The following is a 21,269-nucleotide window of genomic DNA, read 5'->3' on the forward strand; positions in this document are numbered from 1 at the left end:
TCGTCCCGGGGCTGGCTCCTCCGCACCGAGCATGGTGCGCATGGCCGAAGACAGCGCCCGAACCAGGCGGGTGGCTCAGGTCTGGGCGAGGTCCGTGAAGCGGCTGTAGTGCAGCTGGTGCGCCACGGTGATGGTGGCGGTCGGGCCGGCGCGGTGCTTGGCGATGATCAGGTCGGCCTCGCCCGCGCGCGGGTCGTCGCGCTCCCAGGCGTCCGGGCGGTTGATCAGGATGACCATGTCGGCGTCCTGCTCGAGGGAGCCGGACTCGCGGAGGTCGGAGAGCATGGGGCGCTTGTCGGTTCGTTGTTCGGGGCCTCGGTTGAGCTGGGAGATCGCGATGACCGGGACTTCCAGTTCCTTGGCGATCAGCTTGAGGTTTCGGGAGAACTCCGAGACTTCCTGCTGGCGGGACTCGGTCTTCTTGCCCGACGACATCAGCTGGAGGTAGTCGACGACCACGAGCTTGAGGTCGTGGCGCTGCTTGAGGCGGCGGGCCTTGGCCCTGATCTCCATCATCGTGAGGTTGGGGCTGTCGTCGACGAAGAGCGGGGCCTCGCTGATCTCGCTCATGCGGCGGGCCAGGCGGGTCCAGTCGTCGTCGCTCATCGTGCCGCCTCGCATGTCGCCGAGGCGGATGCGGGCCTCGGCGGAGAGCATGCGCATGACGATCTCGGTGCGGCTCATTTCGAGGCTGAAGATGGCGCTGGTCAGGCCGTGCTTGACGGAGCACGACCTGGCGAAGTCGAGGCCCAGCGTCGAGTTGTGGGTCGGGATCATCGTCTCGCCCGCGAGGTACAGGTGGTCGTGGTTGTCGACCTCCACGCAGCGCACCGGGACGGAGGCGACGGGGCGCACCGCGGCGATCTCGACCTGGTCGTGCCTGCCGAGGCCCGCGATGAGCTCGTCGACGTCGCGGCGCAGGCGGGCGAAGCGGCCGTCGATCTGCAGGGCGGCGAGGAGTTCTTCGCGCTGCTTGCGCGAGCCTCGCAGGTAGGAGGCGGGGATGTGCGGGTCGTCGGCCAGGTCGAGGTCCTTGGCGACGCGCAGTTCGTCGTCGGTCAGTTCCATGTCGCCGAGGCCCGAGAGGAACAGGCCCAGCTTGCGCGGGGACAGCGGCAGGGCGGCGGTGGGGAGGTCCCAGGCCGCGGACATGCGCACGAACATGCGGCACACGCCGACGCGGTCGAACAGCTGCGCGGTCGTGCGGATCGCCCAGAAGCCGCCGGTCTCGCTGCACGACTCCGTCAGCCACTGGTGCTCGGCGTCGGCCACGATCACCGTGCCGTCGGAGAACTCGACCTCGAAGCACGGGCGGCCCGTCATCACCTCGGTCGCGGCGACCACTCGGGTCGGGCGGCCGTCGGCGCCGATCAGGAACGAGCCCACCGATACCTCACCCATCGTCGTCCAGCCGGACGGGGTGGGCAGCGGGGTGTCGAGCGCCAGCGCCTTGCCGACACCGGGACGGGCGGCGACGATGATCATCTGGCCGCCGTGCAGGCCGTTGGTCAGCGCGTCGAGGTCGGCGAAGCCGGTGGGGATGCCCTGCGAGATGCCGCCACGGGACGCGATCGCGTCGATCTCGTCCATCGTCGGCTGGAGCAGGTCCTCGAGGGCGACGTAGTCCTCGGTCGTGCGGCGGTCGGTGACCTCGTAGATCGCGGCCTGCGCGCGGTCGACCACCTCGTCGACGTCCGCGCCCTCGGCGCCGTTGTACCCCAGCTGCACGATGCGCGTGCCGGCCTCGACCAGACGGCGCAGCACCGCCTTCTCGGCCACGATCTCGGCGTAGTAGCCGGCGTTCGCGGCCGTGGGGACCGTCGCGATCAACGTGTGCAGGTACGGCGCGCCGCCCACGCGCATCAGCTCGCCGCGGCGCTCGAGCTCGGCCGAGATGGTGATCGGGTCGGCGGGCTCGCCGCGGCCGTACAGGTCGAGGATGCAGTCGTAGATCGCCTGGTGCGCCGGGCGGTAGAAGTCGTTCGGCGCGAGGGCCTCGATGACGTCCGCGACGGCGTCCTTGGACAGCAGCATGCCGCCGAGGACGGACTGCTCCGCCGCCAGGTCCTGGGGCGGCTGGCGCTCGAATGCGGGTTCTGCCATGCCCCGGTCGTCCACGAGCGCCACTGCCGAATCACCCCTGCGAAGAGTCGAGAACCGGTGCCTGAGTCCCCTAGTTGTACCGCGCGACACCGACAATTCCGGGCGGCCACGCTGTGCGATGGCGTCGCCCTGGTCGCGACGCTAGAGGGACCCGTCCGGAGCAAGCAAACCAGCGTGTGGATCGTCCTGTGGACAACTGGGGGACAACCTGTGGATGGTTGCCCACAGGGATCGCGGCGCTGGGGACAACCTGGGGACAACCAGTGGAGTGACAGAAGTAACTGCAGCTCAGAGGCTGTGCACAAGTTGTGGAAAAAGATGTGTGCCACGCCGTCGGCGTGTCGCGAAAAACACCATCGTCGGCGTGTCGCCACCGAGACGGACACCCGGTTTATCCACAGGACGTGGACAGAACCGCACTGGTCCGAACGAGCGAAAGCGCCACCCGCCCGGAGCATTCCGGGCAGGTGGCGCTTCGGCAAACCGAACCGTGGGCGGACCCCACCGATGAGGGATCCGCCGGAGGATCGAACTTACTCGCCGGTCGTGACGACCAGCGGCAGGGCGACGGTGACCTCGGGGTGGAGGCGAACCGTGACCGAGTGCTTGCCGGTCGTCTTGATGTGACCCGGCAGCTCGATGGCGCGCTTGTCCAGGACCGGACCGCCGGCGGACTTGACGGCAGCCGCCACGTCCGACGCGGTGACCGAGCCGAACAGCTTGGTGCTGCCCGAAGCGGCCTTGGCCTTGAGCGTCACGGAGAGACCCTCGAGCGCGGTCTTGATCTCCTTGGCGTGGTCCAGGTCGCGCACGCGGCGGGTGTCCTGCGCGCGGGTGATGACCTGGATCTGCTTCTGCGCGCCACGGGTCGCGACGATCGCGAGACCACGCGGGAGCAGGTAGTTGCGGCCGTAGCCGTCCTTGACCTCGACGACGTCGCCGGGAGCGCCAAGGCCGGAAACGTCAGCGGTGAGGATGAGCTTCATCGCAGTGTCTCCTTCTCTTAGCGGGCGGTCGAGGTGTAGGGCAGCAGGGCCATCTCACGGGCGTTCTTCACGGCGACAGCGACATCGCGCTGGTGCTGCGAGCAGTTGCCCGTGACGCGGCGGGCACGGATCTTGCCGCGGTCGGAGATGAACTTGCGGAGGAGCGTCGTGTCCTTGTAGTCGATCAGGGACGCGCTCTTGTCCTTGCAGAAGGCGCAGACCTTCTTCTTGGGCTTGCGCACAGGCGGCTTGGCCATGTGTCTCTAACTCCTGAATACGCGATGAATGAAGAACTGGATGACCGGTGCAGTCGGTCTAGAAGGGGGGCTCGTCGGCAAAGCCACCGCTGGAACCGGCCTGCGGGGCCGAGCCCCACGGGTCGTCCGCGGGCGCGCCGCCGCCACCGCCACGAGACTGCTGACCGCCGCCGCCGCCGAAGCCGCCGCCACCGCCGCCGTCTCCACGGCTGACCTTGTTGACCTTCGCGGTCGCGTAGCGCAGCGAGGGGCCGATCTCGTCGACCTCCAGCTCCACGACAGTGCGCTTCTCGTTTTCCTTCGTTTCGAAGGTGCGTTGGCGCAGCCGTCCGGTGACTACCACTCGCGAACCGCGGGTGAGCGACTCGGCCACGTTCTCGGCGACCTGACGCCACACGTTGCACCGCAGGAACAGCGCTTCGCCGTCCTTCCACTCGCCCGACTGCTTGTCGAACGTGCGGGGGGTCGAGGCGACCGTGAAGCTGGCCACCGCCGCCCCGGACTGGGTGAAGCGGAGTTCGGGGTCGGCAGTCAGGTTCCCGACTACCGTGATCGTCGTCTCACCAGCCATGTCTTGGGAGCTCCCCTAATCGAGGTTCGTCAGGCCCTGGCGGCGGCCTTGGCGGCCGACTTGGCAGCCTTGGCGTCCGACCGGGCAGCGGCCTTGGCAGCCAACTTGGCAGCCTTGGCGGGCTCGCGGCGCAGGACCTTCGTCCGGAGCACCGTCTCCTGCAGACCGAGCTGGCGGTCCAGTTCCTTCACCGCGTCGGGCGTCGAGGTCAGGTCGAGCACCGCGTAGATGCCCTCGCTGCTCTTGTTGATCTCGAAGCTCAACCGGCGCTTGCCCCACACCTCGACCTTCTCAACGTTTCCGCCCGTGGTGCGGATGACGTTGAGGAACGTGTCGAGAGACGGCGCGATCGTGCGCTCGTCGAGACTGGGGTCGAGGATGACCATCACTTCGTAATGACGCATGAGGACCACTCACCTCCTGTGGACTCGCGGCCACGGGCTTTCCGTGGCAGGAGGGTCGTCGCGTCAGCAACTGACAAAGATTAACAGAGCGCGTCCGGTGACTACGCAGGGGTGCGGCGGAGCACCCAGGTCCGCACCAGCGCACCGGTGACCAGGGCCAGCATCAGCACCGCGACCAGCACCGGAGCGCCGACACCGCCGGGACCGGAGAGCCTGGGCAACGCCGTCGCGCGACCGGCGGCCTGCACCGAGTCGCCCTCGACGCCGGTGCCGTTGGACGCGCGGGGCACCTGCGAGCCGTAGCGCACACCGGGCGACGGCGAGTAGAGGCCGGGCATCGCGAACGGCAGCGAGCCGTAGCTGAACAGCGGCACGCGGCCGAAGTTCGAGCCGATCGGGTAGAGCGAGAAGTCGCGGTTGCTGGGGGCGCCGGCGCCCACGCCGGGGACACCGGGCTGCGTGCCCGGCTGGGTGCCGGGCTGACCGGGCGGGGTGCCCGGCTGGGGCTGCTGAGCAGGCGGTTTCGGTGCGCCGGGGATCGCCCCGACGGCCTGCTGGGAGGCGTCGGCGAGGTCCTTCGACGTGTCCTGGACGGGCGCCGCGACCTGGTTGACGGCGACGACGGTCACGCCGCAGCCGCTCGTCAGCGTCGAGCGGACGGTCTTGTCGAGCGTCCCGAGGATCGGCCCGAGCAGCGGGATCTTGCCGACCTCGGCCATCACCGCGTTCGCGATCGTGCCGCCGGTGATGGTCGTGGTCCCGACCTGCACCGCACCGATCGGAATGGGCTTGAGCTGGGAGAACGTCTGCTTGAACGGCTCGGCGAGCGGCGGTCCGAGCAGCGGGACGGCGCGCACGAGGTCCGTGATCGGCTGCGTCACCGCTGCCGGGCTCAGGGAGACGGGGGTGCCCGGCGCGCCCTGCACGGTGGTGGCGCAACTGCCGACCACGATGGGATCAGCCGCGTGCGCGACCCCGCCCACCGAAGCGGACGCGAGGGCCAGCAGCGCCGTGGCGGCGACGCTCAACAGCCTCATGCGAACCCCTTTCCTACTCTCTAGTAGCTACCGTAGGTCCTGGTGGTGACGTAGACCATCCCCAGTTTTTCCAATTACTCCTATCGGCGGCGGCTGCGATCGCGTTATGGACGCCGACTACCCTCCTGTCCATGCGCATCGGGGCCCATGTACGCGACGACGACCCGGTCGGCGCCGCGGCCGAACGCGGGGCCGACGTCGTCCAGTTCTTCCTGTCGGATCCCCAGGGCTGGAAGAAGCCCAAACCCCATCCGCAGACCGAAGCCCTGCTCGCCTCGGACCTCGAGGTGTTCGTCCACGCCCCGTACCTGATCAACATCGCGTCGCTGAACAACAAGATCCGGATTCCGTCGCGGAAGAACGTGGTCCAGCACGCGGAGGCGGCCGCGGCGGTCGGCGCCAAGGGCCTGATCGTGCACGGCGGGCACGTCACGAAGGGCGAGGACCCGGCGGACGGCTTCGCGAACTGGCGCAAGTTCTTCGAGCGCCAGGTCGCCGAGGGCGGCTTCGCGGTCCCCGTCCTGATCGAGAACACCGCGGGCGGCGACGGCGCCATGGCCCGCACGTTCGACTCCCTGAAGCTGCTCTGGGACGCGGTCGGCGAGTTCGGCGCGGGCTTCTGCCTCGACACCTGCCACGCGTTCGCCGCCGGTGAGGACCTGGTCGGCATCGTCGACCGGGTGAAGGCGATCACCGGCCGGATCGACCTCGTGCACCTCAACAGCTCGCGTGACGAGTTCGGTTCCTCGCGCGACCGGCACGACAACATCAAGACTGGCACCATCGACGCGGACCAGTTGGTGGCCGTGGCCGCCAGTGCCGGATGCCCCGTCCTGGTGGAGACACCGGACGAGGGCCAGGCAGACGACATCGCCTTCCTGCGCGACCGCGCCGGCCGGTGAACACCGTGCACGAGGTGGTGAGCGTGACGCCCGAGCGAGGCGACGGCGGGCGTTTCGCGAGCCGCTTCGGCAGGCCCGCCGCCGTCGTGCTCGTCCTGCTGTGCGGGCTCACGCTGCTGCTGGGCTTCATCAACAAGGACCGCTGCACCGGTCCCGCGTTCGACCAGTGGGGCCGTTCGCAGCCCGACTACGACGAGCGCAACAAGCAGGACGTCTGCTACTCCGACATCCAGCACCTCTGGATCGGCCGCGACATCGACCGGCACGTCTTCCCGTACGTCGACGGCAACATCAACGACAAGGGCATCCTGATCGGGGGCTCGGTCGAGTACCCGGTGCTGTCGGGCCTGCTCATCTGGGCCGGCGCGATCTTCGCGCACAACGACGCGGAGTACCTGCTCTTCTCGTCGCTGCTGATGGCGCCGTTCGGCCTGCTCACGGGCTGGTTGCTGGGCAAGCTCGCCCGCTGGCGCGCGTTGCTGTGGGCGATCGGGCCACCGCTGGTCCTCTACGCGTTCCACAACTGGGACCTGCCCGTGGTCCTGTGCTCGGTGGCCGCGGTCTTCGTGGTGCACCGCTGGAACCGGCCGCTGGTCGAGAGAGCCGTGGTGGCCTCCGTGCTGCTGGGGCTCGGGTTCGCGTTCAAGGTCTACCCGGCGGCCTTCGTGCTGCCGCTGATGCTCTTCGTCGCCACCGGTGGCTGGCGCGGCCAGGAGATGCCGAACGGCAAGAAGGTCGACGTCGCCGGCGCGGTCAAGGTCGGCCTGGCCTCGATCGTCACGGTCGTGCTGGTCAACCTGCCGTTCGCGATCGCGGGCTACGACGGCTGGGCGGCGTCGTTCGAGTTCCAGGGGCTGCGCCGGGTCGACATCACCACGAACTCGATCTGGTACTGGGGCCTGCGGCCGTTCATCGGCGACGACGCGATGCAGTCCCTCGTCGGCGTCATCTCCCCGATCACGATCCTGATCTCGTTCGGGATCGCCGCGGGCTACGGCTGGATGCGGTTCCGCCGCGAGGGCACCTATCCGTGGATCGCGGTGTCCGGCGCGATGCTGTGCGGCTTCATGCTGCTGCACAAGGTCCACTCGCCGCAGTACACGCTGTGGCTGGTGCCGTTCCTGGTGCTGCTGCGCGTGCGGCTGGCGTGGGCGTTCGCGTACTTCGTGGTCGACCTGGCCATGGGCATCGGCATCTTCCGCTGGTTCTGGGCGATCGAGTTCGGTCAGCCCGCCGGCATCTACGACAGCTTCTCCGCGCAGGCCGTCATGATCGGCGTGTGGGGCCGGGCCGCGTTGCTCGTGGCGCTGTTCGTCGTGTTCCTCAAGGCCAGGGACGTCACCGAGGACGACCACGACGACCTGAAGTTCATCCGCGGGGACGTAGCAGCCAGGCGCTGACCGGCCGCAGACTTCACCCGTGAGGGTGATCATCGTGCTGGCGTTGCTGCTGGCCTGCGGTGCCTCTGGCGTGCCCGTGCGCTCGGAGGTGATCCGCTGGCTGCCCGTGTGGCAGGCCGTGCCGACCCTCTCGGGCTCCGTGCCCGATCAGAGCGTGCGCACGACGGTCGACCTCGCGGCGGGCGGCACCTCGGTGCGGGTGCGGCTGTCGAACCTGATGGGCACCAGGCCGGTCCGCGTGGAGCAGGTCACCGTCACCGCCGGCGGCCAGACGCGGCAGCTCACGTTCGGCCGGTCCCGTTCCGTCACGATCAGAGCCCGCGCCGAGGTCCGCAGCGACGCGGTGCTGCTCGACGTCGGCAAGACGCTGGAGATCAGCACGTACTCCCCCGCCGGCACACCGTGCCAGGCACGCGCCCACCGCACGATCACGTCGACGCGCGAGCAGATCTGCCTCGTCTCGGCGGTCGAGGTCGCGGGCTTCACCGCACCGGGAGCCGTGGTGATGTTCGGCGACTCGATCACCGAGGGGTTCTACGAGAACACGTGGCCCTCGCTGGTCGAGAGCGACTACGCGGTCCTGAACGCGGGCATCAACGGCAACGGCGTGGTGCTGGGCAACGCGCCGATGGTCACCCGTGTGGGCAGAGACGTCCTCTTCAGCAAAGAGGTGCGCAAGGTCGTGTTGCTGGGCGGCATCAACGACATCCAGAACAGCGTCAGCGCCGAGAACGTCATCGCGGGCATCCGCACCGTGCAGCTGCGGTGTGAGAACGCCGGTGTGGAGTTCCACGTCGGCACCATCACGCCGTGGCGCGGCTGGTTCGCCTGGACCGAGGAGCGGGAACGGCAGCGCCAGGAGGTGAACGCGTGGATCCGCGCCACCTTCCCCGGCGTCATCGACTTCGACCTGGCCGTGCGCGACCCCGCCGATCCGCTCAGACTGCGTCCGGAGTTCGACTCCGGTGATCACCTGCACCCGAACGGGACCGCATTCGGTGCAATGGCTCGCCTCGTGCGGGTGTGACCAGCTGGCGGTCCGGCGCGTCGGCCAGCACGCCCGCCAACGGGTCGTCGCCCGCCAGCCGCACGAGGTCGCGCTCCGGGCGGTAGATCTCCTTCAGGATCACCACGCACAACGTGATCACGGCCGCGTCCCGCAGCAGGACCGCGCCGAGGAACCAGTCGATCGGCAGGCCCTTGTTGTCCGTGCCGAGGTAGAAGTACATGCGCGGCACCCACACCAGCGCGTCGACCGTCATCCACGCCAGCAGCAGCTTCCAGCGCGGCAAGGCGAGCACGGCCAGCGGCACCAGCCACAGCGAGTACTGCGGGCTCCACACCTTGTTCGTCAGCAGGAACGCCGCCACGACCAGGAACCCGAGCTGCGCGAGCCGGGGCCTCGTGGGAGCCGAGAGGGCCACGTAGGCGATGCCGGCGCAGCAGACGAGGAACAGCACCATGCTGACCGTGTTCAGCACCGTCGGCGGTTGCCCCTGCGTCAGTCCGGGGTCGAAGCCCTGCCAGGCCGTCCACTGCGTGAGGACGTTGTAGAGCGTGTCCGGGTCCGCGTTGCGTTCGGTGTTGAGGCGGAAGAACTCCCGCCACCCCGTGTTCGAGGCCGGGTTCAGCGCGATCGGCGCGTTGACGAGCGCCCACGCGCCTATGGCCGCCGCGGTGGTGGTGAGGCCCACCTTGAGTCTGTTGGACCGCCAGCACAACAACAGCAACGGCCCGAGGAGGAACAACGGGTAGAGCTTCGCCGCTCCACCGAGCCCCAGCAGCACACCGGCGAGCACGGGCTTCTTCCGAGCCCACGCCAGCAGGCCGGCCGTGGCGAACGCCGTCGCGATCGTGTCGAAGTTCGTGAACGCGTGCACGATGACCAGCGGCGACACGGCGACGATGGCCGCGTCCCACGTCCTGCGCCGCGCGATGCGGGCGACCGAGAACACCGTGATCAGCCACGCCACGGCCAGCCAGAACGCCGTGACGTTGAAGAACACGATCACCGTCATCGGCAGGCCGGGCACGAGCGCCACGAGCCCCTGCGCCACACGCGCGTTGAGCCACATGAACAAGCCGGTGACCACCGGGTACTCCATGTACCGGACGTGCTCGGTCGGCTTGCCCTCGTCGTCCTTCCACGACGTGATGTACGGGAAGGCACCGCGCTGGTCGAGCCGTTCCGCGGTGTAGAGCGGCACGGTGTCGGAGTAGCAGAGCGCGGTGAACTGCTTGCTGCCCCGCCAGTCGAGCTGCACGACGCCCTTGTCGTCCACGTACTGCTGGATGCACGGCGACTTCTGCACCCACCCCAGCAGCAACGTGACGATGGCGAGCATCAGGATCACCCGCACGGCCGTCCAGAAGTAGTTCCGGCCGACCAGTGCGTGCTCGCCGAGCGGACCCCCGAACGGTCTGCTCAGGCCGCGCGCGAGCGACTCCGTCCACGTGGGTGCGACCCGCTCTTCGCGGGTGAGCGAGGCGGTGTCCTCGGCGAGGTCCTTCTCGGAGGTCTCGGCAGGACGCTCGGCAGGGCTGCTGGGCACGTCGCGGATGTTACGGCCAAGACCGTTTCGCCGTGGTCAACATCCTCGCCGAACGCGGAACGGACCCGGTTCGCACCGGGCCCGCCCGGTCAGCCCGTCGCGATCTGCCGGCGTGCGAGCGCCTCGGCCACTGCGGTCCGCGCCTTGGCGAACGCCTCCGGCGGTGCTCCGGCCGCCTTGTCCTGCCGCAGGCCGTTGATCTTGCGCGCCACCATCGCCAGCTTCGGGCTGCCCGGTCGCACGTCGATCTGGAAGTGGCCCTCCTTCGGCGACTTCTTGAAGTCACCACCCCAGCGCACGACCCCCTCGCACTCGGCGAGGACGTCGCGGAGCACGACGAGCTGAGTCGGGAAGAGGTTGCCTTTCACCCCCAGCGGATACAGGTCGGGCCGGAGCGCGAACGCCGTGCCGGAGGCGTAGTTCGTCTCGAACGGCGCCCCGCCCGCGACCTGGCTGACGTGCGCGAGTTCCACCGTGGCGATCTCGTAGTTGTACCGGCGCGCGACGTGCAGCAGAACGGTCGCGACGTCACCGGACCGCAGGGCGATGGTCGCGCCGGAGCCTTCGATCCGGTGGTTGACGACGTCCCGGTGCCCCAGGGGCCAGCCGTTGGCCGACGCGGTGGGCGCGGCGGACGCGACCGGTGCGAAACCGACGGTCGTGGCCGCGGCGGCGACTCCCGCGATGCCGAGGAACCGGCGTCTGCCCAGTACGTGTTCAGTCATGTCTTCCCCCAGCGAAGTCGTTTCAGAGCAGCGATGGCCGTGAGAACGACGGCCAGTGCCAGCAGTGCGCAGATCGACGGGTTGACGTACGGCGGCACGAGGTCGAACCGCGCGTTGCAGGTGCGGCTGAGCGGGAACAGCGACGAGCGGTACTCCCACGCGTCCCACGTCTGCCCGCGCGCGGCGCACGCTTCGCCGACGTCCGGGGACAGCATCTTCGAGAAGCCCCAGCCGTACGTCACGAACGCCGCGAACACCGCGGCGACCGCCCCTCTCACCACAGTGGTGCTCCCCGCGTCACAGACCTGCCAGGCGCTGGATCGTGTCGGCATAGCCTCGCAGGAACGGGGTGATCCTGTTGTCCGGCAGGTCCTCCGGCTTCGTCGTCGGCCAGCCGCCCGTGGTCTGGATCGCCGCCCAGCGCAGGGTGTCGAGCCCGGTGTCCTCGTCGTGCCGGCCGATCATGTGGCGCGCCGCGGCGACGACGGCGGCGTTGCTGCCGCCGTGGCGTTCGGTGAAGAAGCGCTTGAACCGGGTGACGTGGCCGCTGCCGGTGAGATGAGCGCGGAGCAGCTGGTCGAACCGGCCGCCGTTGCGCGCGGCGGTGCCGAGCAGGTGGCCGTCGACGTCCTCGACCAGGTCGCCCAGCGGGAAGCTGGACTGCCCGTTGATCTTCGCGAGACGGGCCGTGCAGAAGTCGTAGCCGGAGGCGAACGAGTCGGCGTTCGCCCTCCACTCGCCGTAGAACGTGCTGAGATCACCGCCCCAGCCGCCGAAGTCGCCCCGGTTGCCGGTGCTGCCGGCGCCGGATCCCTTGAGGTAGACGGCGTTCGCCGTGGCGCCCAGGTGGTCGACGTTGATGGTGATGCCGTGGGACGGGTCCTTGTAGGACGGCACCTGACCCGCGCCCGCCTGCCGGGCGTGGTTGATCCAGGCCTCGTCCACGTCGCCGATCAACGACTGCCACCCGGAGATGAGGCCGTTGTAGCGCGGGAACCGCAGGTACTCGAGCACCCTCCGGTTCGGGTCGCCTCCGTAGGCGACGGCGATGCCCCACAACCGGTCGACGTAGGCGAGCACCTCGTCGAGCGACGAGTCGCGGCCGCCCACGTTCTCCGGCCCCGCTCCGCCGTCGGTGCCGCGGAAGACGGTGTTGTCCAGGCCGAAGCTGTCGCCGCCCGAGCTGAACTGGAACTCCTTGATCTGGGTGAACGACCAGTTGTCCGGCATGGGGAAGCCCAGGTTGCCGGAGAAGCCCACCGACATGCCGGAGACGAACGAGTGCCTCGCGAACGCCTCGTCGCTCGCCCGCTGACACACGTTGCGGGAGCCGTAGACGCCCGCGACGTACCGCTTGCCGCGGTTCGCGAGACCGGCCTGGACGCCCAGGAAGTACGGGACGATGTTGCTCGTGATCTCGTCGCCTGTCGCGTCGTAGTCGACGGCGAAGTAGAGGACGGTCCCGCGGTTGAAGCCGTAGCCGACCGCCCTGTCGTGCGCTTTGAGGGCGTGGTCGAACCCCTCGGACCAGGTGAAGTTCGCGAGGTCGCTTCCGTCGTACTGGGAGATCGGGAAGACGCGCAGGCCGCCGTCGAAGATCGCCTGGAGCTCGCCGGGCTGGATCTCCTTGTCGATCGTGCTGTTCGACGGTTCGTCGAGGTAGCGGCCGACGATCCGGTACCCGGCGCTGTGGAGCCGGCCCGCCCGGCCGTCGACGATGTGGAACCGGGTGTCGCACCCCGAGACCGGACGGTCCGCGTCGCCCGTCGACACCAGGAGCTGCGCCCAGGTGGCGAAGTCGCCGATGCCGGACTGCGGCAGCAACGAGAACCGCTGGAAGAGCTGGACCCAGGTCGTGAGGTTGCCGTCCCACGCCGACTTGAAGACCGTGTCGACCTGCGGCTCGTCGATGTCGTACTTGAACGGGCTGTTGAAGACGCACGCGGCGCTGAACAACTGCACCCACGTCGCGGAGGACCCGGGCCGGACGGGGTTGTTGCGCAGCCCGGCCTTCGTGGTCGGCCCGAAGGTGCCGGTGGCGTTCTCGTCCGGAACCCCGATCTCGTACTGGATCGCCTTCAGCAACGCCGTTTGGACGTCCCGTGAATAAATGCCGTCGCACGGGATGATGAAGAACGACGACCTGCTGATGTATTTGCCGTTCAGCCATTGCTGGATGTTGCGCACCGAATCACGTCCGCCGGACAACAGGACGTAGGCGTCCATGGTCAGAATCGCCTTGAACAGCTTCGGATCGACCCCGCCCTCAGCGCTGAAACCGATGTCGCGCCTGAGTTCCCCCACCGCGTACTTGGTACCGAGGTGGTAGGTGCCCTCCACCTGGCCCGCGTCGTAACCCTTGCAGAACAGGCCGTGCTGGAGGATCTTGACGATGTTGGCGTGCGGGTAACCGAGCTGGATGGTGCCCCGCTCACCGAGCAGGCGCAGCGTGGTCGGCCCGAACGAGTCCGACAACGTGCCGATGCCGAGCTCGATCTGGAGGGCCCGGGTCAGCGAGTACATGGTGGTCCACCCGGTCTTGCCGTTCTCCGGGCATCTCTCGTAACCGCCTCTGCTGCCGTACGTGGCATTGACCCATTGCTGGGCCTCGAGTACGCGTGGATCCATTTTCCCCCCAAGGAAAATCAAATGGACCAGGTGTATGAACTTGTGCGTTCAGCTTCGGGCACTACGAGATTAACCGAGCCGAGGCTGAAGATCGCCAAGCCGGCGCGCAGTTGAACGGTCGCTGCTCCTCGGGCGCAAAAAACCGCTCCCCGGAGAGTCAGAACTGGAATTCCAGTCCGACCTCCGGGGAGCGGTTCGTGTGCACCGAGCCCCCGAGGGGATCAGCCTTCGCCGGGGCTACCACCCCTGGGGCGACCGCTGGTCGACGGATCGGGGTCGTCCGACGGGTCCGGGCAGTTGATGTTCGGGATGCAACCGCCGGGGGGCTGCGGCTTCGTCTGCGACGGCTTGCCGGGCTCCGAGGTCTGCGACGGCGGCTGCTCGGCGCTCGACGGCTTGTTGTTGCTCGACGGGATCACCGGCGGGTCGGACTTGCGCGGCGGGTTGAAGTTGCCCAGCGGGTTCGGCTTCGGGAACGCTTCCTTCTGCGCGCCCGCGAGTGCCCCGTCCATGAACTTCTTCCACATCAGGCCGGGCAGACCGGAGCCGAAGACGGCCCTGCCGGTCTTGTCCTTGATGGCCACGTTGCCCTGGTCCTTGCCGACCCACACGGAGGCGGACAGCTGCGGCGTGTAGCCGACCATCCAGGCCTTCGAGTTCTGGTCGAGGCTGCCGGGGAGCTCGTGCGTACCGGTCTTGCCGGCACACGGACGGCCGCCGGCGCACGCGATGGCGCCCGACGGGATCTCCTTCAACGTCTCGGTGACGTTGTCGGCGATGTCGCGGCTCTTCGTCTCCACCGGGTCGAACGCCGGGACCGGCTTGTCGACGTGCTGGTAGAGGACGTCACCGGTCGGTCCCACGATCTTCGTGACGAAGAACGGTTCGCGGTAGATGCCGCGGGCCGCGAACGTGGCGTACGCCGAGGCCATGTCGAACGGCCGCACCTGGGCGCTGTCGGCGCCGATGGCGATACCGGCGGTGGGAGCGTTGCCGCCCTCGCCGACCAGCGTCTGCTTCTCCTGGCCGCCGACCCGCACGACCTTCGGGATGCCCGCCGCGTGCGCCGCGTCGGCCACGGCCTTGGTGCCCGTGCCCTCCGGACCCGCCACCATGTCGTAGAACACGGTGTTGAGGGACTCCTTCATGGCCTGCTTGATCGGGCACTGCTTGCCGCACTGGCTGGAGCCCGCGTTGCGGACCTCGACGCCGGCGATCTTGCGCGGGGTGGCGTCGTAGGTGTCGCCGATCCCCTTGCCCGCCTTCAGCGCCGCCACCAGGTCGAACGGCTTGAACGACGAGCCGGCCTCCTGGATCGTGCCCTTGGCGTAGTCGATGCCCTTGAGGCCTTCCTTGCCCGGGTAGTAGGCCTTGACGGCACCGGACTGCGGCTCGATCGCGCTGAGCGACGTGCGCAGGTCCGGGTCCTGGCCCTCCATCACGGAGTTCACGGCGTCGAGCGCGGCCTGCTGCATCTTCGGGTCGATCGTCGTGGTGACGGTGACGCCTTCCTTCTGCGCCTTCTCCATCGTCAGACCGATGAGCTCGCTGTCGATCTCGTTCTGGACCTGCTGGCTCACGCGGGCGAGCGGGCCGTCGAGGCTCGCGGGCTGCGTCTGCTCGAACGGCAGCGGCGTCGGGTACTGCCGGGCGTCGTAGTCCGCCTGGCTGATCCACCCCTTCTCGCGCATCTGCTTCATCACGAACTCCCAGCGCTTCTTCGCGTGCTCCTCGTCCTCCGACCAGGAGGGGATCTGGATCATGCCCGCGATGAAAGCGGCCTCGGAGGGCGTGAGGTCCTTCATCTGCTTGTCGTAGTAGACCTGCGACGCGGCCTTCATGCCGTTCGCGCCACGACCGAAGTACACCGTGTTCATGTACGCGGTGAGGATCGTGTTGTGGTCCGACTCGTTGCTCATCTTGTAGGCCTTGACGAGCTCCGTGAACTTACGGGTCAGCGTCGGGGCCTCGTTGTTCGTGGCCTTCTTGATGTACTGCTGCGTCAGGCCGGAACCACCCGAGCTGCCGCCGGTCGCCTGGATCCAGACGGCGCGGACGATCGCCTTCGCGTCGAAGCCGGGGTTGTCGTAGAAGTTCGCGTCCTCGGCGGCCATGACGGCCTGCTTGACGGTGTCCGGGAGCTCCTCGTACGTGAGCAGCGTGCGGTTCTCACCGGGCGAGGTGATCTTGCCCATCTCGGAGCTGTCGGAGTAGAGCAGCGTGATCGTCTTGTCCTGCCCGGCCGCGATCTTGTCCGGCCGGGGCCAGTCGACGAGCGGGTACGCGACCGCCACGGCGATCACGGGGCCCAGGATCATCAGGCCGATCGCGACGAACGCGCCGATCCGGACGCGCTTCCAGATCTTCTTCTTGCGCAGACGACGCTCCTCCTCTTCGGTGAGCTCCGGCTCGTCGTCGTACTCGTAGTCGTCGTCATCGTCGCCGACACCGGCCATGAGGAACTCGTCCTCCGGCTCGCGGTGGGTGATGAGCTCGGGCTCGCGCTGCGTCGGCCGGTTGACCGGCGGCATCTGCGTGGTGCGTTCCTCACCGGGCTTGCGCGGGGGAACGGGACGGCCGGGACCACCGGGACCGCCCTGGGGACCGCCAGGACCGCCGGGCCCACCGGGGCGGCGTGCGCCGGGGGGCGGGGCGATCGGCATGCCGCCGGGAGGCGTCGGAGGACGGCCGGGGCCGCCCGGGGGACCACCCGGTCCGCCCTGAGGGCCGCCGGGACCGTTCACGGGCCCCTGCGGACGGCCTGGACCGCCCTGCGGCACACCGGGCCCACCCTGCGGACCGCCTGGTCCGTTCGGGCGGCGCGGGGGCTGCTGTTGTGGGAAACCACCGGGCGGCGTGCCACCCTGGGGAGGGCGCGCGAAACCGCCGGGCGGGGTGCCCGGTCGCGGCTGATTCGGGACATCGCGCCTCGTGCCGCCGCCGTCCGGGTCGTCCCCGGTCGGCCACTGCGGCTCGCCTCCGCGCTGCCGGTCATCATGCTGGTCGTTCACGTGAAAAGGCCTCCCAGACCGGCGTGCTTCAGCACACGGTTCGGTGGTCGTACTTCATTCGGAGCAGTGTCACCTGTAGGTCATTCCGCCGCAGTCCTCCTGCGTGGCTTTTCCAGCCCACGCTTCCCCAGGACGTATGACTGCACCAGGTGGTTCCAACTGCACGTGCGACAAACTTCAACGAGGTACACGGAGAACTCTTCGAAGAGGTTCGCCATCTTCACCAGTTCTTCAGGCGTGCGCGCCGAGCCGGCCGCGTGCTTGAGCTCGTCACCGTAGACCCACGCGACGTGGGTCAGCGGTTCCTTGCGGCACACCGGGCAGGGCACTTGCGTCGCCGTTCCGTGGAACTTCGCAGCTCGCAGCAGGTACGGGTTCGCGTCGCAGACCTCCATGGTGCCCGTGCGACCGGCATAGACCTCCGCCAGCAGCGCACGGCGCTGCAGCGAGTAGTCCACCACCTGTCGTTGGGTCAACACGTCACCAGAGTACGTGCCGGGCGCTTTTCGATGATGGGCCGTTCAGGGCAGCAGTCCCCGACGCGGTATCACGGTGTGCCACATCCCACAGTTGTAAGGGGCACGCGATGTATCGCACCGATATAATCACCTCACCTATCGGTGCAGGTGCGGGGAGGTGACTCGTGATCGAGTTCGCGCTGCTCGGCCTGCTGCACGAGGCGCCCATGCACGGCTACGAGCTGCGCAAGCGCTTGCATGACCTGCTCGGAGCGTTTCGCGCGTTCTCCTACGGATCGCTGTACCCAACACTGCGGCGACTCCAGAGGGCGGGCCTGATCGTGGAGGAAGGGCCGGAGGAATCGGCTCTTGCTTGGGGACGTCGGGCACGCAAGGTCTACGAGCTCACACCGGAGGGCAAGGAGCGGTTCGCTGACCTCCTGGCCAACGCGGGGCCGCAGACCTGGGACGACGACTCGTTCGGAGTCCACCTGGCGTTCTTCTCGCGCACGCCGGCCGACGTCAGGATGCGCATCCTGGAAGGCCGCCGGCGGCGTGTCGAAGAACGCAGGGAGGGGCTGCGCGAGCGGCTCACGCGCACGGGCGAGCAGATCGACCGCTACACCCGTGAGCTGCACAGCCAGGGCCTGGAGAGCACGGAGCGCGAGGTGCGGTGGCTCAACGAGCTCATCGCGCACGAGAAGTCCGAGCAGGACGAGCAGTAACTCACATGTTGATCAAGGAGGACTCGGCAATGGGCGAAAACCGCCGCACCGTTCGAGTGGCCATCGTCGGGGTTGGCAACTGCGCGGCGTCGCTGGTGCAGGGCGTCCACTACTACCGCGACGCCGACCCGAACACCCGCGTGCCCGGCCTGATGCACGTGCAGTTCGGCGACTACCACGTGCGCGATGTCGAGTTCGTCGCAGCGTTCGACGTGGACGCGAAGAAGGTCGGTGTCGACCTCTCGGAGGCCATCGGGGCCAGCGAGAACAACACCATCAAGATCGCGGACGTGCCGCCGCTCGGCGTCGTCGTCCAGCGCGGTCACACCTACGACGGTCTCGGGAAGTTCTACCGGGAGACGATCGAGGAGTCCGACGCCGAGCCGGTCGACGTCGTCGCCGCGCTGCGCGAGGCCGAGGTCGACGTGCTGGTCTCGTACCTGCCCGTGGGTTCCGAGGACGCGGACCGCTTCTACGCCCAGGCCGCGATCGACGCCGGTGTGGCGTTCGTCAACGCCCTGCCCGTCTTCATCGCGTCGGACCCCGAGTGGGCGGAGAAGTTCCGCGCGGCCGGCGTCCCGATCGTCGGTGACGACATCAAGTCCCAGGTCGGCGCCACCATCACGCACCGCGTGCTGGCGAAGCTGTTCGAGGACCGCGGTGTCCAGCTCGACCGCACCATGCAGCTCAACGTGGGCGGCAACATGGACTTCCTGAACATGAAGGAACTGGAGCGCCTGGAGTCCAAGAAGGTCTCCAAGACCCAGGCCGTCACGTCCCAGGTGGACCGCGAGATGGGCAAGCGCAACGTCCACATCGGCCCGTCCGACTACGTGGCGTGGCTCGACGACCGCAAGTGGGCCTACGTGCGCCTCGAGGGCCGCGCGTTCGGCGACGTCCCGCTGAACCTCGAGTACAAGCTCGAGGTCTGGGACTCCCCGAACTCCGCGGGCATCATCATCGACGCGGTCCGCGCGGCGAAGATCGCCCTCGACCGGGGCATCGGCGGCCCGATCCTCTCGGCGTCGTCGTACTTCATGAAGTCCCCGCCCGTGCAGTACTCGGACTCCGAGGCGCACGAGGCCGTCGAGAAGTTCATCCGCGGCGAAGCCTGATCACGTGAGAAGCCGCCTTCCCGTTCGCCGGGAAGGCGGCCTCCTCGCTGCTACCGCTTCGAGAGCCGCAGCTTCTGCCAGCTGCCGTCCGCGGTCCACCCGCCGTCAACGGGCAACGCGACCCCGTTGACGTACCTGGAGTTGTCGCTCGCCAGGAACCGCACGGCCTGAGCGATGTCGTCCGGCGCGGCGAACCGTCCCGCGGGCACGTGCTCGGTGATGTCGTCGTCGACGTAGTACCCACCGGCCTGCGACTCGACGTCCATCTCCGTCTTGACCCAGCCGGGGCACACGGCGTTGACCCGGATCCCCCGCCCGCCCCACTCGACGGCGAGCGTGCGCGTCAACCCGATCAACCCGTGCTTCGTCGTGTTGTAGGCCGCCCGGTCCGCCACCCCCTGCAACCCGGCGACGGACGCGATGTTGACGACACTGCCGCTCCGCTGCTCGAGCATGACCTTGCCCAGCGCCTGCGTGAGCAGGAACGGCCCGGTCAGATTCACCGCCATGATCCGTTCCCACTGCTCGAGAGTGGTGTCCTCGAACGGCACGATGCCCGCGATCCCCGCGTTGTTGACCAACACGTCCACCCGGCCATAAGTGCTCGTGACGTTGTCCGTCAGCCGCTGCACGTCCGCAGCGCTCGCCACGTTGCCGACGATCCCGTCCTTGCTCTCCTGCAGGTCGAAGCCGACGACGGCGTACCCGTCCTCGCGCAGCACGTCGGCGATCCGCAGACCCATGCCCTGCGCGGTACCGGTGACCACAGCAACTCGTTGCGTCATGCGGGCCACGCTAGGCATCAGCCCGGTCGGCAGACAACGCAGACGTCCCAGCTGAACGCACCGGGTGATCCGGCATCGACCCGCCGTCCGATCACGAGGCCGGTGACGCGAGCTGCTCCGGCGCGCTTGAGGGCGATGGCGGACGACTGGAGACTGGCTCCAGACGTCCACTGGTCGTCGACCAGCAGGATCCTCCTGCCCCGGACATCGGTGCGGACCGCGTACTCGTCCGGCCGCAACAACCGGGTGTTGCCGGCGGAGGTGCCGAGCACTTCGGCGAAGTGAGCGCGGGTGATGGCGAGGCGTCGTCCGAGAACGTCGACGAGCGGATGGCCGTGTGCTCGTCGCCTCGTGCTCGGAACGACGGTCACGAGGTCGAACTCGGCCAAGCAGCGCTGGTGTCCGGCGAGGAAGGTCGCGAGGACGGCGGCGAGCTCGTTGGTGAACTGCTTTCGCACTGCCGAGTTGCCGCTGTTCTTGTAGTTCCCCAGCACGTGGACGAGCTGACCGCCTTCCACCGCCATGGAGATCGGCACGACCTCGTCCACCAGTTCGGCGCCGTGCGCCCGGATGTGCTGATTGCACTGCCAGCACCGGGCGAAGCCTTCCGCGGGCCTGCGACACACCACGCACACGCCCGCCTCGCGCGCCGGCGGCGGAACGAGGACGTTGAGGTAGCTCTCGGAGATGCGGTTGAGAGGACTCACGTCAGAGGTCGATCAGGTCCGGCACTCCGGCACGCAGCTCGTCGAGCACGCGCATCAGGTGGTCGGGACCTTCGAGGACCGTCGTGTTCGGCCGCTCGGACAACTCCCGGCCCCACGTCGTGCCGAACACGACCTCGGGCAGCAGGAAGACGTGCCGGCCGTGCTCCAAGGCGAGACGCGCCTGGATGCGAGTGCCGCTGTGCTCCCCGGCCTCCACGACGACAGTCGCGACGCTGCAGCCGCTCATGACGGCGTTGCGCATCGGGAAGTGGTGCTTGGCGGGACCGGCGTCCGGCCAGAACTGGGACAGCACCGCACCGCTCCTGGCGATCTCCTGCTGGAGATCCGCGTTCTCCGCCGGGTAGCAGCGCCGCAGGCCCGTGCCCACCACGGAGACCGTTCGGCCTCCGGCGTCCACGACGGCTCGGTGCGCGGCCGTGTCGACGCCCGCCGCGAGTCCGCTGTAGACCGTGATGTCGTGCTTGGTCAGTGTCGTCGCGATCTCGCGCGTGATGTGGAGCCCTCGCGCGCTCGCGTGCCTGCTGCCGACGACCGCGACGCCGAACTGGTCCGCGGGGGCGAGAAAGCCCTTGCAGGTCAGGAAAGGCGGGCGCTGGTGCACCATGAGCAGCTGGACCGGGTACTCCTCGTCCAGCACGGTGACGAGGTGAATGCCCTCGCCCGCCCAGGACTCGATCTCCTCCACGACCAGTTCCAGGCGGCCCGCTACGTCAGGAGCGAGGTGGTCCAGCGTCGGCTGGTCGGGAGTGAGCAGCGCCTCCAGCACGGACAGGGCGGAGCCGGCGTCCTCCACGGCGCTCGTGACGTCGGCCCAGCCGCGTTCGCTGTCGCGAAGTGCGAGCAGGAGCGCTGCCTGTTCACGCCGGTTCACCACTGCCACAT

At 68.6% G+C, this 21,269-nt stretch carries 20 protein-coding genes; 5 read left to right on the forward strand and 15 right to left on the reverse strand.

The window, feature by feature from the left end; translation table 11 throughout:
* Positions 1-75: 75 nt before the first annotated feature.
* The 6 genes from dnaB to IE307_RS10530 all read right to left on the reverse strand — a co-directional run bounded on the left by dnaB (position 76) and on the right by IE307_RS10530 (position 5,358).
* The gene (gene dnaB, locus IE307_RS10505) at positions 76-2,103 is read right to left on the reverse strand and encodes a replicative DNA helicase (RefSeq protein ID WP_268250355.1); all 2,028 of its coding nucleotides are present in this window, start codon (positions 2,101-2,103) and stop codon (positions 76-78) included.
* 533 nt (positions 2,104-2,636) lie between these two features.
* Entirely contained in the window at positions 2,637-3,089 is a 453-nt protein-coding gene (gene rplI, locus IE307_RS10510) for a 50S ribosomal protein L9 (RefSeq protein WP_191297718.1), read from the reverse strand.
* A gap of 17 nt (positions 3,090-3,106) precedes the next feature.
* Positions 3,107-3,346, reverse strand: a complete 240-nt coding sequence (gene rpsR, locus IE307_RS10515; protein ID WP_030480165.1) for a 30S ribosomal protein S18 — start codon at positions 3,344-3,346, stop codon at positions 3,107-3,109.
* A gap of 58 nt (positions 3,347-3,404) precedes the next feature.
* The gene (locus IE307_RS10520; protein ID WP_191297719.1) at positions 3,405-3,917 is read right to left on the reverse strand and encodes a single-stranded DNA-binding protein; all 513 of its coding nucleotides are present in this window, start codon (positions 3,915-3,917) and stop codon (positions 3,405-3,407) included.
* A gap of 29 nt (positions 3,918-3,946) precedes the next feature.
* On the reverse strand, positions 3,947-4,321 hold the full coding sequence (gene rpsF / locus IE307_RS10525; RefSeq protein WP_191297720.1) for a 30S ribosomal protein S6: 375 nt from the start codon (positions 4,319-4,321) through the stop codon (positions 3,947-3,949).
* Positions 4,322-4,422: 101 nt separating this feature from the next.
* Positions 4,423-5,358 carry a hypothetical protein gene (locus tag IE307_RS10530; RefSeq protein WP_191297721.1) on the reverse strand — a complete coding sequence of 312 codons (936 nt, stop codon included), beginning with the start codon at positions 5,356-5,358 and terminating at the stop codon, positions 4,423-4,425.
* A gap of 131 nt (positions 5,359-5,489) precedes the next feature.
* On the opposite strand from IE307_RS10530, the gene IE307_RS10535 reads away from it, so the two are divergent.
* From IE307_RS10535 to IE307_RS10545, 3 genes are read left to right on the forward strand one after another with little or no spacing between them, the layout of a single operon-like run.
* Complete coding sequence (locus IE307_RS10535; RefSeq protein ID WP_191297722.1) at positions 5,490-6,260, forward strand: deoxyribonuclease IV; 771 nt, start codon at positions 5,490-5,492, stop codon at positions 6,258-6,260.
* A gap of 23 nt (positions 6,261-6,283) precedes the next feature.
* Positions 6,284-7,660, forward strand: coding sequence for a glycosyltransferase family 87 protein (locus IE307_RS10540; protein WP_229904599.1), 1,377 nt, complete (start codon positions 6,284-6,286; stop codon positions 7,658-7,660).
* Between the two features lie 19 nt (positions 7,661-7,679).
* Entirely contained in the window at positions 7,680-8,687 is a 1,008-nt protein-coding gene (locus tag IE307_RS10545) for a GDSL-type esterase/lipase family protein (protein WP_191297724.1), read from the forward strand.
* Here the strand turns inward: IE307_RS10545 and IE307_RS10550 are convergent.
* From IE307_RS10550 to IE307_RS10575, 6 genes are all read right to left on the reverse strand, one after another.
* The gene (locus tag IE307_RS10550) at positions 8,599-10,212 is read right to left on the reverse strand and encodes a glycosyltransferase family 87 protein (protein WP_191297725.1); all 1,614 of its coding nucleotides are present in this window, start codon (positions 10,210-10,212) and stop codon (positions 8,599-8,601) included. The two genes, IE307_RS10545 and IE307_RS10550, sit on opposite strands and share 89 nt — an antisense overlap.
* A gap of 89 nt (positions 10,213-10,301) precedes the next feature.
* Entirely contained in the window at positions 10,302-10,937 is a 636-nt protein-coding gene (locus tag IE307_RS10555; RefSeq protein ID WP_191297726.1) for a M15 family metallopeptidase, read from the reverse strand.
* Positions 10,934-11,215, reverse strand: coding sequence for a hypothetical protein (locus tag IE307_RS10560; protein ID WP_191297727.1), 282 nt, complete (start codon positions 11,213-11,215; stop codon positions 10,934-10,936). Before IE307_RS10560 ends, IE307_RS10555 begins: the two co-directional genes overlap by 4 nt.
* Before the next feature lie 19 nt (positions 11,216-11,234).
* Positions 11,235-13,565, reverse strand: coding sequence for a glycoside hydrolase domain-containing protein (locus IE307_RS10565; RefSeq protein ID WP_191297728.1), 2,331 nt, complete (start codon positions 13,563-13,565; stop codon positions 11,235-11,237).
* A gap of 221 nt (positions 13,566-13,786) precedes the next feature.
* Complete coding sequence (locus tag IE307_RS10570) at positions 13,787-16,576, reverse strand: transglycosylase domain-containing protein (protein ID WP_191297729.1); 2,790 nt, start codon at positions 16,574-16,576, stop codon at positions 13,787-13,789.
* A gap of 80 nt (positions 16,577-16,656) precedes the next feature.
* Positions 16,657-17,055 carry a DUF5318 domain-containing protein gene (locus tag IE307_RS10575; RefSeq protein ID WP_191297730.1) on the reverse strand — a complete coding sequence of 133 codons (399 nt, stop codon included), beginning with the start codon at positions 17,053-17,055 and terminating at the stop codon, positions 16,657-16,659.
* A gap of 164 nt (positions 17,056-17,219) precedes the next feature.
* Here IE307_RS10575 and IE307_RS10580 point away from each other — a divergent pair, with 164 nt between their 5' ends.
* Together IE307_RS10580 and IE307_RS10585 are read left to right on the forward strand one after the other, a co-directional pair.
* Positions 17,220-17,759, forward strand: coding sequence for a PadR family transcriptional regulator (locus tag IE307_RS10580; protein WP_191297731.1), 540 nt, complete (start codon positions 17,220-17,222; stop codon positions 17,757-17,759).
* Positions 17,760-17,788: 29 nt separating this feature from the next.
* Positions 17,789-18,874, forward strand: coding sequence for an inositol-3-phosphate synthase (locus IE307_RS10585; protein ID WP_191298335.1), 1,086 nt, complete (start codon positions 17,789-17,791; stop codon positions 18,872-18,874).
* A 50-nt stretch (positions 18,875-18,924) separates the two neighbouring features.
* Here the strand turns inward: IE307_RS10585 and IE307_RS10590 are convergent, their stop codons facing one another.
* Genes IE307_RS10590 through IE307_RS10600 form a run of 3 tightly spaced genes read right to left on the reverse strand, consistent with a single transcriptional unit; the run spans position 18,925 to position 21,261 of the window.
* Complete coding sequence (locus IE307_RS10590) at positions 18,925-19,659, reverse strand: SDR family NAD(P)-dependent oxidoreductase (RefSeq protein WP_191297732.1); 735 nt, start codon at positions 19,657-19,659, stop codon at positions 18,925-18,927.
* A 17-nt stretch (positions 19,660-19,676) separates the two neighbouring features.
* A complete protein-coding gene (locus IE307_RS10595; RefSeq protein ID WP_191297733.1) occupies positions 19,677-20,366 on the reverse strand; it encodes a ComF family protein in 690 nt (229 codons plus the stop codon).
* Between the two features lies 1 nt (position 20,367).
* Positions 20,368-21,261, reverse strand: a complete 894-nt coding sequence (locus tag IE307_RS10600; protein ID WP_191297734.1) for a DNA-processing protein DprA — start codon at positions 21,259-21,261, stop codon at positions 20,368-20,370.
* Positions 21,262-21,269 lie beyond the last annotated feature (8 nt).

This window comes from Lentzea cavernae (genome assembly GCF_014653695.1).
Classification (GTDB): Bacteria; Actinomycetota; Actinomycetes; order Mycobacteriales; family Pseudonocardiaceae; genus Lentzea; species Lentzea cavernae.